The organism is Acinetobacter pengchengensis, from assembly GCF_982235305.1.
In genome coordinates this window covers 1,365,662-1,381,797 of the sequence record NZ_CEVATJ010000001.1, presented here as the reverse complement: position 1 = coordinate 1,381,797, position 16,136 = coordinate 1,365,662, and the positions used below count along the sequence as shown (strand labels likewise).

The following is a 16,136-nucleotide window of genomic DNA, read 5'->3' as shown; positions in this document are numbered from 1 at the left end:
TTAGCAAATGCAATGGAACATGCATGAAAACAATATCAGCACGTCAGGAACAAGGTGTTCCAGGGGTCTATGGCTTATTGGTTTTAGATGTTGTATCCCGTTGGGGCTATAACGCAGATACCTTATTTGCACCATTTCAACTCAATAGCGAAATGTTGGTAGACCCAGAATTTCGGATTGCTACGCCTCTTGCCAATGAATTGGTCAAACACGCTTTAAAACTCACAGGCGAATCGACGCTCGGTTATCATCTTGGTACGCAAATGCGTATTTCAATTCATGGCTTTATTGGCTATGCAATTATGACTGCGCATGAAATTAGTGATGCACTGATTTTAGCCAATCGTTTTATTCAACTGCGGATGCCCTTTTTACAGTTGTTTTTCTCGACTTTTGGTGAAAAAGCCAATCTGCAATTGCAGTGCGACATTCACATGGAACCTTTACGCACAGAAATCGCCATTGCTTTAATGATTGGCATGATTACCATGAGTAAAGCCATGACAGCTACCCAACACTTTACCGGCGAAGTCGACTTTGACTTTCCTAAACCTGCAGGTTTTGATCAATATTTTACTAAATTTCCTTATCATCAATTTCGTTTTGATCAGCCTTATTTAGGTTTAAGTTTTGACAAGCAATATCTAGGCTTAAAAATGATTAATGCCGATCCTATTGCCAGTCAAATTGCAATTAATCGATGTGAAGCTGAACTTTCGGCTCTAGGTGAACGTCGTCGCATTTCTATGCGGGTGCGTGATATTTTAACCCACGCAGAACAGCATTATTTAAGCATTGAAAATGTTGCCAATCATCTACACATGTCAGACCGCACACTTAAACGCCACCTGGCTGCTGAAGGTACTTCATTTTCAAACTTGGTTGATGAAGTCCGTTATCGGCATGCAACTTCCCTGCTTTCCCGTACGGACTTCACGCTTGAACAAATTGCCGATGAATTGGGTTATAGCGATGTGGCTAATTTTAGTCGTGCTTTTAAACGCTGGAGTGGACGCAGTCCGAGCAATTGGCGTAAAGATCCGTATTTATAAACTTTTGTTTTTGGCAAAAAGCATGTATAAAACATGGCAAAAAGATTCGACACAATTTAAGGAGTTATCAAATGAATCACCCAGCGGAATTAAAATATGCAAGAACACATGAATGGGTGCGTATTGAAGGTGATTTGGTCGTCACGGGTATTTCAGACCATGCACAAGATGCTTTAGGCGATTTGGTCTATGTAGAAGCGCCTGAAGTTGGTCAAAAAGTAATTGCCGGTGAGCAAGCAGGTGTCGTTGAGTCTGTTAAAACAGCTTCAGATATTCACGCACCTGTTTCAGGTGAAGTCGTTGAAGTGAATAGTAATTTAGATGATGACCCTGACTTTGTAAATGATGAACCGTATGGCAAAGGCTGGATTTATAAAATCAAACCAGACAATATGGCAGATGTAGAACAACTTTTATCGAGTGCGGAATATGAATCTGGCTTATAAGCCTAAAATTTGCAGCGTTTAATCGCTCAAATTCAAAGAAATCAGCTTCGGCTGATTTTTTTGTATTCTAATTTGTAAAATAAATTAAATTATCTTTATTTGATAAAAATAATAAAAAAAGAGCAATAAAATTTTATTTTTACTATAATTTTATTAAAATGTTGCACTTTTCACATAAGTGGATTTATTATTTTTGCATGATCTAGGGGTGTGATGATTTCCAATAACAAAGCATCTGTATAACAAAGTACATATTGCACGCTGCTTCACTCACCATATATAGGTCTAACTTATGCCCGCTATAAATGCTGAACATTTATGGAATAAGTCATTTATTTTCTGCTTATTTAATAACTTGTTCTTATTCATATTTTATTTTGCGCAAACGACAATTTTGCCTATTTATATTGTAAATGAGTTGGGGGTAATCTGTCCCAGGCAGGTTTAGCCATGACTTTGTTTATGTTATCTGCAATCGCGATTCGCCCATTTAGCGGGCTGATTATTGAAAAATTTGGTGTAAAGAAAACCTTATATGTTTCTGAAATCATGTTTTGTCTGTGTAGCGTGGCATACATTTTTGTAGATAGTTTAGTGTTTTTACTTGTACTGCGTTTTTTACATGGGATTTGGTTCAGCATTGTCACCACAGTTACCGTCCCTATTGCCAATAATTTTATTCCAGACAGTCGAAAAGGTGAAGGTATGGGCTATTTTTTGATGTCGGTAAATTTAGGGATTGTATTGGGACCTTTAATTGGTTTAGGTTTGACTCAAACCATTTCCTATTCAGCCATTTCAACTTTATTGTCTTTAAGTGTTTGGGTGGGTTTTGCTTTTTGTTTGATGATTCCGCTTGTGGCAAATGCTAATAAAGTAAAAGTTGAATCGACACCAAAACGTAAATTAGGACTACATGATTTTGTAGAGAAAAAAGCTCTGCCAGTTTCAATGATGGCGATGATGGTGTCTTTTGCGTATGCCAGCATTATGTCGTTTATTTCTACTTTTGCAGAATCACGCCACATGCTGTCTTATGCCAGTTTGTTCTTTGTGGTATTTGCAATTTCTATGATGAGTTTGCGCCCTATTACAGGAAAAATTTATGATCGTCGTGGACCGAGCGTAGTGATTTATCCTGCAATTGCGCTATTTGCTTTAGGGTTAATTGTCTTGAGCCAAGTACAAACTGTGATCGGTTTCATGTTTGCAGCAGTATTGATTGGTGTAGGTTTTGGCTCAGCACAGCCATGTTTACAAACCATTTCCATTCAACGCTCACCAAAAGACCGCATTGGACTCGCCACTTCAACTTATTTCTGCTGTTATGACATTGGAATTGCCATGGGTGCTTTAGTTTTAGGTTATGTCATTGTAGGTTATGACTATACAGTGGCATATTTACTCTGTGCTGTTTTGACATTGATCAGTTTAGTTTTCTATAAATTTGTCGTGGCTAAACAAACCCATTCAGACATTCAGGCTTAGATTTAAAACCCGATTCAAGAAGATTAAATTTTTCAATAATATCTCACCCAAAAAACCTGAAATTTCAGGTTTTTTGGGTTTCTGGAGTTTTCTTTTATGCAGTTTTAGCTAAAACCTGACGATTTAAGCTTTCAGCGACCTCAATGAGCAGTTGCTCAGTCTTATCCCAACCCAAGCAGCCATCAGTTACAGATTGACCATAGGTCATATTACAAGAAATCTTTTGATTCCCATCCACTAAATGACTTTCTAACATAATGCCACGGACTTGCGTCTGTTCACGTTCTGCCACAATGGTACGCAAGACTTGCGGTTGTTGTTGTGGGTCTTTATGGCTGTTACCGTGACTACAGTCAATAATCAATGCAGGCAACTGCCCTTTGGCTTTGTGCTGAATTTTCTCAATTTCTGCCAATTGATAATTTGGCCCTGAATTTGCGCCACGTAAAATTAAATGCGCGTGTGGATTACCTTGTGATGACAAAATAGCAGGTAAACCCGACTGGCTCATTCCCATGAATTGATGTGGATGACTTGCCGATTGAATTGCATCTAATGCAATTTGAATTGAGCCATCAGTTCCGTTTTTGAAACCAATGCTATACGGCATGGCGCTAGAAATTTCACGGTGAATTTGTGATTCACTGGTACGTGCGCCAATTGCACCCCAAGCCAGTACATCATCAAAATATCCCGTTGCCATTGGACTTAAAATTTCAGAGGCAATCGGTAAACCCATTTCTATAATTTGTAGATACAGTTCACGTGATTTTTCTAAGCCAAGTTGCATATTTGCAGAGCCATCTAAGTCTGGGTCATACAAAAAGCCTTTCCAGCCTACCGTAGTACGTGGCTTTTCGATATAGGCGCGCATCACCAAGAAAATTTGATCTGAAACTTGGCTTTGTAATTGTTTTAATTTTTCTGCGTATTCGAGTGCTGCTTGCGGATCATGAATTGAACAAGGTCCTGTAATGACCAATAAGCGAGGGTCTGTGCCTGCTAAAATGTTCTGGATAATTTGTCGATGTTGTGCGACTTGTTGTTTTAGCGCAGATGAAAGTGGGAGTTGCGCTTTGAGTTGATACGGTAAAATTAAACTAATTTCAGTATTGTTGGTCTGTTGTTGTAAAGCAGTATTTAAAGCATTCATTGGTCTGTTCCTTTGGACTGTTTCTCTTTTTTACAGTCCGGTCATTTATTTCAGCGTTATGGGGCTAATCGATTGCAAGGCTTGAGTCATAGATTGACTAAAGTTAAACCAATAAAAGTCGCTAAAGTATGAATAATTAACGTTGTACATGATTAAATCTCCGAGAAACCTATAAAATTCAAAACACCAGACATAAAAAAACCTGATCAGGGTTGCCGATCAGGTATCAACTGGTGGGCAACCTTTTGCCCGAACGCGACTCAGGCAATCATTGAAACTGCCAAAAGTAATAGTAAGCGTTTGAGATTAAAGGTTGCTTTAACATCTTGTTTTCATCAAAAAATGAGCTGTTAAAATAAAAATACGCTGTATTGTTCCATTTGGCAATCCTTTTTGTAAAATAATTTTTATTGAATGTATTTATCAAAAAATAAGCAAAATTTATCTACGGTCTTTAGCAAATCTGAGATTAAAAAAAAACCAAGCAGAAGCTTGGTTTTTGTTGTGTCTTTATTTAAGCGTACTACTCATGACTGGTCACAGCTTCACCAACTTCCACCATAATACCTGCACCCAAGAACTGCAGGAACAATCCCCTTCAGGGTTTTCACCCGATAAGATAAATGCATCGGTATAGCATAGCCCTATGTGGGTAATTTTGACCAAGACTACTTCAGCGTACGGTGGTACAACATCTATTTCAACATTTTCAAGCGGCTAACGTAGGCCGAATGCGACGGCTGCGCGTGATTTCATGAGCAAATTATCCCTAAAAAACACATTAATAGAGGTCTAACAATATCCTCTTTATATTCAGAGTTTAAAGCATTAACATGAGGATAATCTCCATGTATAAATACAGAATGACATAAGAATAATCATGAAAATCCAAAGATTTTATTACTGGCTTGGAATGTTCGCTTTTTACGCTATTTTACTGACAGGATGCAGTTTACCGATGAATCAAGCGAGCAAGGATAGCCCTGTTGAACCTTATGTAGATCATTGGCTGAATGGTCAGGAAATTGATGCGCACTTAGCTAAAAATTTAACGGCTTATCTTTCGCTAAATGATGCCTTTGGTAGCATCGCCTCGCGTTTATATTTGATTCAAAAAGCACAGCACCATTTAGATTTACAATATTACATTTGGGAAAATGATTTAATCGGTCAGTTGATGTTGGCTGAACTGCTTAAAGCTGCAGATCGTGGTGTAAAAGTGCGTTTATTAATTGACGATCAAAATGGTACACAACTTGATCAAACATTCAAACATCTTGTCCAACATCCTAATTTTGAAATAAAAATTTTCAATCCATACAAATATCGGCATTTTCGTGTCATGGATTATTTGTTTCGTTTTAAACAAATCAATCGCCGTATGCACAACAAATTAATTATTGCCGATGGTGCAATTGCCGTGACAGGTGGGCGCAATATTAGCCGTGAATATTTCGATGCCAGTGAAAATTTTCAATTTACAGATATGGATATTCTATTCTATGGCAGTACTGTTCCCCAAGCTAATGCTGTTTTTTTAGAGTTTTGGAATGACGAACTAAGCTATTCGGTAAAGCAATTATTAGGCACAGGAAACGCGTTGCAATTGCGTGAATTACGTCATCGCTATGATTTAAATGACAAATATAAAGATAAAATTCGTGAACGTGTGGCTAATGCACAAGAAGAAATTAGCATCAAATTAGACCGAAGACCTGTACAGTGGGTACGAGCGTATTTTGTGGCAGATTCGCCAAATAAAATTCGAGGTACAGCACAAGGCGAGCAACTGATTTATAAACAAATGTTAAAGTTAATGGGTGAACCAAAACAACATTTGGAACTGGTTTCTGCCTATTTTGTTCCAACGGAAGATGGGCTAAAAACACTTACTCAACTGGCTAAAAAAGGAATACAGATACGCGTATTAACCAATTCATTTTTAGCCAATGATGTGCCTTTGGTACATGCATTTTATCAGCAGTACCGCGTAGATTTACTTAAATCAGGCATTCGTTTATATGAGTTTAAGCCTTATATTGAGCGAAAAAAACGTACTTGGTATGAAGTTGCAACGGGTAACGTAATTCCCGCAAAAGGCAAAAATTCCTCAAGTTTACATGCCAAATTCTTTGATATAGATGGTATGGTCTTTGTAGGCTCTTTTAACCTTGATCCTCGTTCTGCCTACTTAAATACCGAGGTTGGCTTGGTGTTAGAATCTGAACAATTACAAGAAGATGTTTTCAAGTCTTTAGATCGTTATTTGCCACAAATTGCGTATGAACTAAAATTAGATAACAACGATCAAATTATTTGGTTAGATCATCAGGCTAATCGCAGTATTCAAACCTATCACCATGATCCTGAAACTACACCATTTCAACGATTTATAATGAAAACAGTGTCATTATTCCCTATTGAATGGATGATGTAATGACATTAGATATGCATGAGTTGATTGAAACATATTTCTTTCCCCTACAATTACTTCAATGTTTCTTATAGTAAGCCTATTTCTTTAAATAAGTTAAAATACGCCTCTGCTTTTTTCTCTAAAGCCAACGGATAGGCTCGTGAAGATGAAGGCATCCGATATAAATGCAAATCACGGTTGGCAAAATAACAATGTGTCGCCTGCCCAATTTGAGGTTTTTTGGCAGTTTCAGGCATGGATAACATAAGTGTATCTGTTGCCTTGTCGCCCGTGGTTATAATGCTTTGACACAAAGGCATATTGCTTAAAAGTGCGGCAATATCCATTGGTTTTTCAATCTGTAAAAATTTGTCTGATGCATTGCCTTTTAAGCGAATCACCTGCTGTGCCGTATCTGAAATAGCTATACCTGTAGTGTTTAAAAAATCAATAATTTTATGAAGATGAAAACTTTTAGCTTCTACATTTAAAAAGTAGTTTTTATCCTGAAAAAAACATAATCCGAAAATTCGCCACATATCATTTTGATAATTCGGATAATAAAAATCCATTTTCCAGCGGCTTTTAGGTGGTGGAAAACTACCTAGCATTAACAGCTTAGCATTGGTGGGTAAAAAGGGTTTTAGTGGATGGGTTTCTATGACAGAATCAGTCATTTATAAATTAAGCCTTTGCTGCAAAGTGAGTTCATCATCGTTTATATTTTAGCTAAAAAGTGTAATCATCTTGGTTTATTTATTTTGCTGAAAAATCCAATTCACAAAATTTTCACAATATGATTTTTTTGCGCAGAAGTATTTTTATGTGTTACAGCCAAATTTAAACCCAACCCATGCTCTATTTTTTAGTACAGTATCAAAATCGGGTACAACCTCACCAAATAAAATAACGAGCGATATCATGGTTCACATCCTAACTCTGTATCTGTCTATAGCTCGTTGGGGTGTGCTGCGGGCATTAGTGATTTGAATCTGCGTTTAGCAAAATAGCCTACTAAAAATAAATGAATGGAGAACAAAAGTAGTTTTTACATCTTAGGTCACAATAATTCTACCTAAAACCGTTCTAAAATCCTGTCCGCGACTTCTTTGCCCCAAATTTGGTAAATTTCTTTACTTGGGTGAAAACCATCTTTTGCCATTTCTAAATTCATGGATTGATATTTTTGAATATCATATTCAATCCATTGCATATCTTTTTGTTTTGAAACTATTTTTTCTAATTGTAAGTTCATTTGTTTCGCATATTGCCCAAATAGCCAAGACAATGGATTGGGTAATGCAGGAAATAAATGCATCGGTGGAACGCCCGTAGCGATGATTAATTCAGGTTGGAATTTCGCTTGTATAAGTTGATAAAATTGTTGCTGTTGTTTAATCCAAGTCCGTGCTGACATTAAGCGAGTCACATCATTGACACCCACAGAAGTAACCACGACATCATATTTTTGATTTACCATTTTTTGGGTCTTTTGAATGACTTGTGAGGTCGTATCTCCAGACTGTGCTTCTAACCGCCAATGTACTTGATACTGATGTTGCAAAGCGGAAACCACCGCGCCCAATAGTGCATCATTTTGATGTGCCACCCCAACGCCTGCAGCGGCAGAATCACCTAAAATCAATAATGATAGCGTTTGCCCTTGCCCTGTAATTCCGTCACGTGCTCCTTCGGCTTCTGACAATCGAATCGTGTTCTTTTTAACGCGATTTCCCTGAATCAATAAGGCAGGAAATAAAGCAAGGGTTGCTGTTCTAAGCCACATCACAGTTCGCTCTTAAATATAAAAACCGAAAAAAATTTAAAACCTAAATAAAAGTAGATACTTAAATAAAAAATAGCATCTTGTCATTTAAAGTGCTTTCATTCATCATCAGCTTTAAATGTCAGGATGCTATTCAATACTATGATTACTGCGATTTAGCCGAGCTTATTGACCAATTTTAATGGTAAAACTTTCATAGCTAATCCTAGTGGCAACCATGGCCATTTGGGTACATAGGCTTTAATTGGCGCTTTTTCAATTTCTGCTGCAAGTAAGCGAGAACCTGTTTTTTCATCAACTTCAAAAGGCAGTTTTTTGGCACCTTCGTTGATTTCTGTGCGAATATAACCTGGAAAAATAGTCGTAACTTGAATAGGTGTATCAATTAATTCTGCACGAATCCCTTCTGCCAAATGTGCCACCGCAGCTTTACTTGCGCCGTAAGCAGTAAGATGTTTTGGCATCCCACGAATAGCGCTCATGGATGAAATCATCACCAAATGCCCTGAGTTTTGCTCACGGAAAATTTCAACCGCTGCTTCACACTGCGCCAAAGCTGAAATAAAGTTGGTTTCAACTGTGGCTTTATTGATGGCAAAATTACCTTTACCAATGCGGCGCCCTTCGCCCACACCTGCATTGACAATAATACGGTCAATCTGTCCAAAATCTAGTTTAAATTCACGAAACACCAAAAACACCTGATCATAATTGGTGACATCTAGCGTTTTTGCAATGACACGAATACCAAACTGGCTTTCCAGTTCTTGTTTCAGTGTTTCTAAACGCTCTAAACGTCGGGCGCAAATTGCAAGGTTATAACCCATTTGAGCAAATTCACGTGCCATACCCGCACCAATACCCGAACTTGCACCTGTAATTAGAATTGTTTTTGTCATGGTTTGATCCTTAAATCCAAGTCAATAAATTTGAGTTTTCAGCTTTAATAAAATGATGTTCATTCAAGCTTAACAATTGCGGTTCACTGCCGACCAAACGTAAAGTGGTGATACTTGAGTTGGTAATTGCCCAGTTCAATGCAAAGGTTTTATTAGGCGTTAAGCCTAAAATTTTACCTGCAGCCACAGAAATCACACCACCAGAAGTAAATACCACAGCATATCGTGGTTGTTTTTGGGCTAAATCATCGCATAAATGCTGCAATGCATCTTCGACACGCTGTTTAAAATGCGGCCAAGATTCTTCATATTCGTGGTGATATTCACCGCCTGTCCAGCGTTCTATCGCACCTTCAAAGATTTTTGCCAAATATGCACGAGGATTAACCTCTTTGGCGACATCTTCTTTCATCAATTCAGGTTGATTAAAACGCGGTTCATACTGCGCGAAAACCTGTTGATGATTAAACTCATTCCATGCACTGTCGGTATGAATTTCGACCTCAGGAAAACATTCTGCCAAAGCCAGTTGAGCAGTTTGCTGATGACGCTGCATTGAACCAGCTACTGCATGAGGTGCTTCTTTTAAAATACGATCAAAATAACGGCCGAGCAATTTGGCTTGTAATTCACCATTGGGCGAAAGTTGGTCATAACTTTCAGCCCCAAAAGATGCTTGCCCATGACGAATTAAATAAATAGTGGTCATTTCGGCATGAGTTCCTTAAATTTAGCGATGTATTTTTGCGCCAGTTCATTTGCTTCTAATTTTTGCAAGCCAATTAACTTTAAGGCACGAATATGCAAAGCATGAATGACAATCCAAAAATCCTTAAATGCAGGATTATTGGTTTGTTTATGGAAATAACGATAGTAAATTTGCTGGGCGATCACCGCTAAACGGAAAATTCCAAATACTTCATAGAATGTACAATTATCAGTGTTCAAGCCTGTTTTTTGTAAATAATAATCTACTACTTGCTGACGTGTGAACATGCCTTTTAAATGCGTCGGTTGACGACGAGTCGCTTTAAAAATTTGGTTATCGGTATCTTCAACCCAATATGCCAAAGCTGAGCCTAAATCCATGAGTGGATCGCCCAGTGTTGCCATTTCCCAATCCAAAACGCCAATCACTTGAGTCGGATGTTTCGGGTCCAAAATCACATTATCAAAACGCCAATCATTATGAATAATGCAGGTTTTAGAATCTGCAGGAATATGGTCTAACAACCATTTACGCACGTATTTAAAAGATGGAACGTTAATGGTATGCGCTTTAGCATAGCGTGCATCCCAACCTTCTACCTGACGTCGGCAATAGCCATCACCCTTGCCTAATTTTTCCAGCTCAGTTCCTACATAAGGCACTTGATGCAGTTCAATGAGTTTATCAATAACATTCACACAAAGTTCATGCACTTGGGCTTCGCTAAAATTAAGCTCAGGTGGTAATTTTGCACGAGGGATAATGCCTTCAATACGTTTCATCACGTAAAAATCACAGCCAATTACAGCTTCATCCTGACACAGCGCTACCATTTCAGGTAATACAGGATAAAACGGGGCTAAGTTCTTTTGCACATGATATTCACGTGCCATGTCGTGTGCAGATTTAGCTTTAGTACCTTTAGGCGGACGACGTAAAATTAAATCAGCATTGCTGTACTTGAGGCGATATGTCCAGTTCGATGCACCGCCTGAATATTGTGTGACTTGTACAGGTTCAACGACATCCACATTTTGTTGTTTTAACCATGCTGTCACTGCCTGAATATCGAGTTCTTCGCCTTCACGTACTGTGCCGCCTACATCAATAACTGACATTATTTTTCCCTAATTTTCCATTTTTTTTAATCTAGCATAGTTTTCTGTGTTCTCTTAAGGTGTATTGGCAATATCAAAAATATTGCCCAATACCCACGATCAAGTGACACAATAAAACTTCGCAACTCACTTAATTTTTACGACTGCTACGATAACCACGTTTTGCCAACTCAAGTTTAGCAATCATGCCTTTGTGTACTTCATCTGGCCCATCGGCAAGGCGTAAACTACGGGCTTGAGCAAAGAAAGCGGTCAACGGTGTATCTCTAGACACGCCTGCCCCACCATGAATCTGCATCGCCATATCAACTACTTTTTCCAAGACACTTGGTGCAACCACTTTAATGGCAGAAATTTCGGTAAGTGCTGCCATATTGCCTAAAGTATCCATTTTATAGGCTGCATAGAGAGTTAATAAACGTGCTTGGTCAATCGCCACACGTGCTTCCGCTACACGCTCCAAATTACCACCAAGTTTTAAAATTTCCTTACCAAATGCGGTACGGCTCATGCCGCGATCGATCATCAATTCTAAAGATTTTTCGGCTGCACCAATACAACGCATACAATGGTGAATACGCCCCGGACCTAAACGACCTTGTGCAATTTCAAAACCTTGTCCTGCACCGCCAATAAAGTTGGCAACAGGCACACGCACGTTATCAAAACTGACTTCGCCATGACCGTGTGGGGCGTCGTAATCACCAAATACAGGTAACATGCGTTGAATTTTAACGCCCGCAGTATCCACAGGGACTAAAACCATAGAGTGTTGATGATGACGGTCTTTGGTTTCATCGGGTGTATGCGCCATAAAAATAATAATTTTGGCATTTGGATCGCCTAAACCCGAAGACCACCATTTACGACCATTTAAGACAATTTCATCACCATCTACCACAGCTGTCGCCTGCATATTGGTCGCATCACTTGAAGCCACTGTAGGTTCAGTCATACAAAACACAGAACGAATTTTACCTTCAAGCAGCGGTGTCAGCCATTCTGCCTTTTGTGCTTCAGAACCATAGCGCCATAAAACTTCCATGTTGCCGCTGTCGGGTGCATTACAGTTGAAAACCGTTGGCGCAATTAAACTGCGACCACTGAGTTCTGCTATGTGTGCATATTCTTGTACCGACAAGCCCTGTCCCAATTTTGGACATGGTAAAAACATATTCCACAAGCCAGCAGCTTTGGCTTTGGCTTTTAGTTGTTCTAATTGTGATGGCCATTGCCATTTGGTCCAATCCCCCCCCTGATTTAGCTCATGGACTTCTGCCCAAAATTCAGCTTCAATTGGCTCAATTTCTTGGGCAATAAAGGCTTTGGTACGTTCTATGTAGTCTTTGGCGCGTGCAGATAGCTCAAACATGGTTCAAATCCCTTAAAATATTGTATTCATTGCTTTACAACACCTTAACTTGAAAACTAATATGAACAAAATGATTTAATTCAATAAAACACTATGAATCATATTCATAATAATGCGAAAGTTGATCTTGCTGCTTTTCATCGCTTAGACATTAATTTATACCCGATGTTTGTTGCAATTTATGAGCAGCGCAGTATTTCCAAAGCAGCACAAATTTTGTGTATCAGCCAATCTGCTGCCAGTCATGCCTTGCAACGTTTAAGACAGCATTTACAGGATGATTTACTGGTGCGTAATGGCAATAAAATGTTGCCTACTCCTTTTGCCGAACAAATTTATCCCACCATAAAAAATGCCTTGTTGGCCATTCAAAGTATTGCGGTACAAAAACAGCAGTTTGAACCCAATATGCTGCAATCACTTAAAATTGCTGTGCATGATGAAATTGAACCGATTATTTTCCCTAAATTGGTGGCGCATTTTCAAAACCTGAACCTAGATATTCAGTTCTTTAGCCACAAATTAGAGCGTAAAACAGTTTTGGCAGATTTGGCTGCCCAGCAAATTGATTTTGTCATTGATTTAGAACAAAACTTTGGCGATAAAATCCAATATCAATCTTTGGTACAAGATCAATTTGTAGTGTGTAGCCAATTAAATGAAATGACGACGGAACTGTATTTATCGTCTGCGCACATTGGGGTTTCATCGCGCCGTACAGGTATGTTGCTTGAAGATATTTATTTGCATCAAAAACAATTATCACGACAGGTTTTTTTACGTTGTCAGCACTATTCTACGGCGTTACAGATTTTACAGCTGCATCCTCAAGCCATACTAACTATTCCTAAAATGATTTTAAAGCATTTGAATATGAGCCAAAAATTGAATATTTTTGATGTGCCTGTAGACTTGCCTGTAATTAATATGGGGATGTATTGGCATAAAGATTTACAGGAAAATTCAAGGCATTATTTCTTAAGAGAGGAAATTTCTAAAATTTTTGCTTAGGCTATTTTGGGTTAATCTTAAATTCGCAAGTGGATGCTAATCGTCTTGTATGATTCTATAAAAAAATAAAAGCTGCCGAAGCAGCTTTTTAATATGGGTTTGTTATTAAAACTTTGCTTCTACTACTTTTGTAGATACTTTGCCTTTCCATAAATCGCGCAAAATTGGCAAATAGAATTTCTCACCTACCTCTACCAATTCAGCATCAATTAAAGCATGTGTTTCATGCATAAATAAGTAATCTAGCTCTACAGTTTGTAATTGTTGCTGTGCTTTGGCGAAGTCTTTACGTTTTTGTTGGGCTTGTTTCACTAACTGATCTGCAAATGTCTTGCCCTTGAACTGACTGAGCGCATTTAAACGTAATTCAATCACACCCCACCCACTGAGCAGTAATTTAAACAATTCTAAATCTGCAGTGGTCGATTCCCACGTCATTTCTTCAAGATTTTCATTTTCAGGCAATACAGGCAGTAAAAGCTCCATCACACTCGGGAAAATCTTTTTAAAATTCAAGATGAATTTAACAGGCTGCTCACTAGGGTAATCTTTAAATTGCACGTGTTGCTGAACATCTGTTAAATATATTGAGAGCATTGAATAAAACCTTAAATTCTAAAAATTGTTATTTACGGCGTAATAAGCAAACACCTAAACAACAAGGGAGATGCATTTTATCAATAATCATAATTTATTCAATGCTGTGTGTTGTTGCTTGTACTTCAGCTAAAGCCCCACAAATAAGACAGCCGCCAAATTGCGACTATCTTACGATTTGGTTTTAAACTCAGACCAAACTACTTACTTTTGCTCCCTAAGCGGATGGTCTGGTTCTGTATTTGGCTTTTTTTGTGGCTCGGTATTTTTATAAAGATCGTGCTTACCTTTATCCTGATTGGATTCTTTTTGAGGGTTAGATTCTTGATTAGATGAATTGTTATTGCTCATATTAATTTCCTTATTTCACGATATCTATTTATAAATAAAATGAATTTGACTTAACATCAATAATGTTCGGGTTACTCCTTACTAATCTGCAACAGTTTCGCTGATTTTTATAAACAAAGTCTGTGTTTATCTCGCATCATAAGCAGACAAACACAGACCTTTAACTATGCTTAAACTGACTATTTAGTGTTTGGCGCAATCATCTGTTCTGGACGTACCACTTCATCAAACTGCTCTGCTGTGACCAAATTCAGCTCTACTGCAACTTGCTTTAAGGTTTTATTTTCCTTATAAGCCGTTTTAGCTACCTTCGCTGCATTCTCATAACCAATTACAGGATTCAAAGCAGTGACTAACATGAGTGAATCATGCAAAAAGTGATCTATTTTTTCACGGTTTGCTTGAATGCCAACGGCGCAATGTTCATTAAAGCTATTGCAAGCATCACCTAAGAGTTGAATAGATTGCAATAAGTTATATGCGATCACTGGCATAAATACATTTAGCTCAAAATTGCCCGATGCACCTGCCACGTTAATTGTGGTGTCATTACCCAACACTTGTGCAACTACCATGGTCATTGCTTCGCTTTGTGTTGGATTAACCTTGCCCGGCATAATACTTGAACCAGGTTCATTTTCAGGAATTCTCAATTCACCCAAACCACAACGTGGGCCGCTGGCTAACCAACGAATATCATTGGCAATTTTATTTAAACTCACCGCCAAAGTTTTTAATGCGCCCGAAGCGAATACTGCAGCATCACGCCCCGCCAAAGCCTCAAACTTATTGGGTGCAGTCACAAAAGCTAAGCCTGTAAGCTGTGCCAATTGCTCCGCTGCCTGTACCGCATAATCAGGATGTGCATTTAAGCCTGTACCGACTGCTGTACCGCCAAGCGGCAATTCATACAAGCCTGTTAAAGCCTGTTCCAAACGTTTTAAACCATGCTCTAGCTGCGATACATAACCGCTAAATTCCTGCCCTAAAGTTAATGGTGTCGCATCTTGCAAATGTGTACGTCCAATTTTGACAATTTCAGAAAACTCTTCGCTTTTGGCATGCAACGTATCACGCAAACCCTTTACTGCAGGAATAAGCAGTTCATTAATTTGCAAACTCGCTGCAACATGAATTGCTGTTGGAAAAGAATCATTGGTCGATTGGGCACGGTTGACATGATCATTCGGATGTACAGGCTTTTGTGCACCTAACGGATGACCTAGTTTCTGATTGGCAATATTGGCAATCACTTCATTACAGTTCATGTTACTTTGCGTCCCAGAACCGGTTTGCCACACCACCAGAGGAAATTGACTATCCCACTGCCCTGCAATGACCTCATCTGCCGCACCAACAATGTACTGCGCCAGTTCTTGAGGGATTTGCCCTAAGTTAGCATTAGTGATTGCCGCAGCTTTTTTAACTAAGCCCATCGCGCGAATCATGGCGCGTGGTAAACGCTCATTACCAATTTTAAAATTTTGTAAGCTGCGCTGAGTTTGCGCGCCCCAAAGTGCATTATTCGGAACTTCAACTTCACCCATAGTGTCATGTTCAATACGTGTTTGCATGTTCAGCCTTATTCCTTCGTGATTTCGTTATGATGTCATGTATTCTCATATTGATCTTATAAAAACCAGACAATCAAGTAAATGATAATTATTATCAATAATTCCGTTACGTTGTATTTGTTTCAGCTATAAGGCTTCGTGAATAGACTTTCAACGAGTTGTAT

General features: G+C 38.6%; 14 protein-coding genes and 2 pseudogenes. 5 read left to right on the top strand and 11 right to left on the bottom strand.

Annotation, left to right across the window (positions count from 1 at the left end; genetic code table 11):
* Positions 1-23 precede the first annotated feature (23 nt).
* From AC0T5Z_RS06780 to AC0T5Z_RS06770, 3 genes and pseudogenes are all read left to right on the top strand, one after another.
* Entirely contained in the window at positions 24-1,052 is a 1,029-nt protein-coding gene (locus tag AC0T5Z_RS06780; protein WP_435337207.1) for a helix-turn-helix transcriptional regulator, read from the top strand.
* A gap of 71 nt (positions 1,053-1,123) precedes the next feature.
* Positions 1,124-1,498, top strand: a complete 375-nt coding sequence (gene gcvH, locus AC0T5Z_RS06775) for a glycine cleavage system protein GcvH (protein ID WP_070155698.1) — start codon at positions 1,124-1,126, stop codon at positions 1,496-1,498.
* 292 nt (positions 1,499-1,790) lie between these two features.
* Positions 1,791-2,986, top strand: a pseudogene (locus tag AC0T5Z_RS06770) (MFS transporter).
* Between the two features lie 94 nt (positions 2,987-3,080).
* Here the strand turns inward: AC0T5Z_RS06770 and AC0T5Z_RS06765 are convergent.
* Together AC0T5Z_RS06765 and AC0T5Z_RS06760 are read right to left on the bottom strand one after the other, a co-directional pair.
* Positions 3,081-4,139: a 3-deoxy-7-phosphoheptulonate synthase gene (locus tag AC0T5Z_RS06765; protein WP_435337206.1), complete on the bottom strand. Its 1,059-nt coding sequence runs from the start codon at positions 4,137-4,139 to the stop codon at positions 3,081-3,083.
* Between the two features lie 532 nt (positions 4,140-4,671).
* Positions 4,672-4,838 (bottom strand): annotated as a pseudogene (locus AC0T5Z_RS06760) (S-(hydroxymethyl)glutathione dehydrogenase); the annotation flags it as partial.
* A 214-nt stretch (positions 4,839-5,052) separates the two neighbouring features.
* On the opposite strand from AC0T5Z_RS06760, the gene AC0T5Z_RS06755 reads away from it, so the two are divergent.
* Complete coding sequence (locus AC0T5Z_RS06755) at positions 5,053-6,576, top strand: phospholipase D family protein (protein WP_435337210.1); 1,524 nt, start codon at positions 5,053-5,055, stop codon at positions 6,574-6,576.
* Positions 6,577-6,641: 65 nt separating this feature from the next.
* Here AC0T5Z_RS06755 and AC0T5Z_RS06750 read toward each other — a convergent pair whose 3' ends face one another.
* From AC0T5Z_RS06750 to AC0T5Z_RS06725, 6 genes are all read right to left on the bottom strand, one after another.
* On the bottom strand, positions 6,642-7,232 hold the full coding sequence (locus AC0T5Z_RS06750; protein ID WP_435337205.1) for a uracil-DNA glycosylase family protein: 591 nt from the start codon (positions 7,230-7,232) through the stop codon (positions 6,642-6,644).
* 398 nt (positions 7,233-7,630) lie between these two features.
* Positions 7,631-8,341 carry an SGNH/GDSL hydrolase family protein gene (locus AC0T5Z_RS06745; protein WP_291337766.1) on the bottom strand — a complete coding sequence of 237 codons (711 nt, stop codon included), beginning with the start codon at positions 8,339-8,341 and terminating at the stop codon, positions 7,631-7,633.
* Between the two features lie 155 nt (positions 8,342-8,496).
* A complete protein-coding gene (locus AC0T5Z_RS06740) occupies positions 8,497-9,240 on the bottom strand; it encodes an SDR family oxidoreductase (RefSeq protein ID WP_291337758.1) in 744 nt (247 codons plus the stop codon).
* 10 nt (positions 9,241-9,250) lie between these two features.
* A complete protein-coding gene (locus AC0T5Z_RS06735) occupies positions 9,251-9,949 on the bottom strand; it encodes a histidine phosphatase family protein (protein WP_291337756.1) in 699 nt (232 codons plus the stop codon).
* Positions 9,946-11,067 (bottom strand): phosphotransferase family protein, encoded by a 1,122-nt coding sequence (locus AC0T5Z_RS06730; RefSeq protein ID WP_435337204.1) that lies wholly within the window; start codon positions 11,065-11,067, stop codon positions 9,946-9,948. The genes AC0T5Z_RS06735 and AC0T5Z_RS06730 overlap by 4 nt, the downstream gene beginning before the upstream one ends.
* Positions 11,068-11,197: 130 nt before the next feature.
* Positions 11,198-12,439 carry an acyl-CoA dehydrogenase family protein gene (locus AC0T5Z_RS06725; protein WP_291337752.1) on the bottom strand — a complete coding sequence of 414 codons (1,242 nt, stop codon included), beginning with the start codon at positions 12,437-12,439 and terminating at the stop codon, positions 11,198-11,200.
* A 93-nt stretch (positions 12,440-12,532) separates the two neighbouring features.
* Between AC0T5Z_RS06725 and AC0T5Z_RS06720 the strand changes: the two genes are divergently transcribed.
* Positions 12,533-13,450, top strand: a complete 918-nt coding sequence (locus tag AC0T5Z_RS06720) for a LysR family transcriptional regulator (protein WP_291337751.1) — start codon at positions 12,533-12,535, stop codon at positions 13,448-13,450.
* A gap of 105 nt (positions 13,451-13,555) precedes the next feature.
* On the opposite strand, the gene AC0T5Z_RS06715 is transcribed toward AC0T5Z_RS06720, so the two are convergent.
* The 3 genes from AC0T5Z_RS06715 to fumC all read right to left on the bottom strand — a co-directional run bounded on the left by AC0T5Z_RS06715 (position 13,556) and on the right by fumC (position 15,972).
* Positions 13,556-14,047, bottom strand: a complete 492-nt coding sequence (locus AC0T5Z_RS06715; RefSeq protein WP_435337203.1) for a hypothetical protein — start codon at positions 14,045-14,047, stop codon at positions 13,556-13,558.
* Positions 14,048-14,251: 204 nt separating this feature from the next.
* Positions 14,252-14,398 (bottom strand): hypothetical protein, encoded by a 147-nt coding sequence (locus tag AC0T5Z_RS06710; RefSeq protein WP_291337747.1) that lies wholly within the window; start codon positions 14,396-14,398, stop codon positions 14,252-14,254.
* A 179-nt stretch (positions 14,399-14,577) separates the two neighbouring features.
* The gene (gene fumC, locus AC0T5Z_RS06705; RefSeq protein ID WP_291337744.1) at positions 14,578-15,972 is read right to left on the bottom strand and encodes a class II fumarate hydratase; all 1,395 of its coding nucleotides are present in this window, start codon (positions 15,970-15,972) and stop codon (positions 14,578-14,580) included.
* Positions 15,973-16,136: the final 164 nt, after the last annotated feature.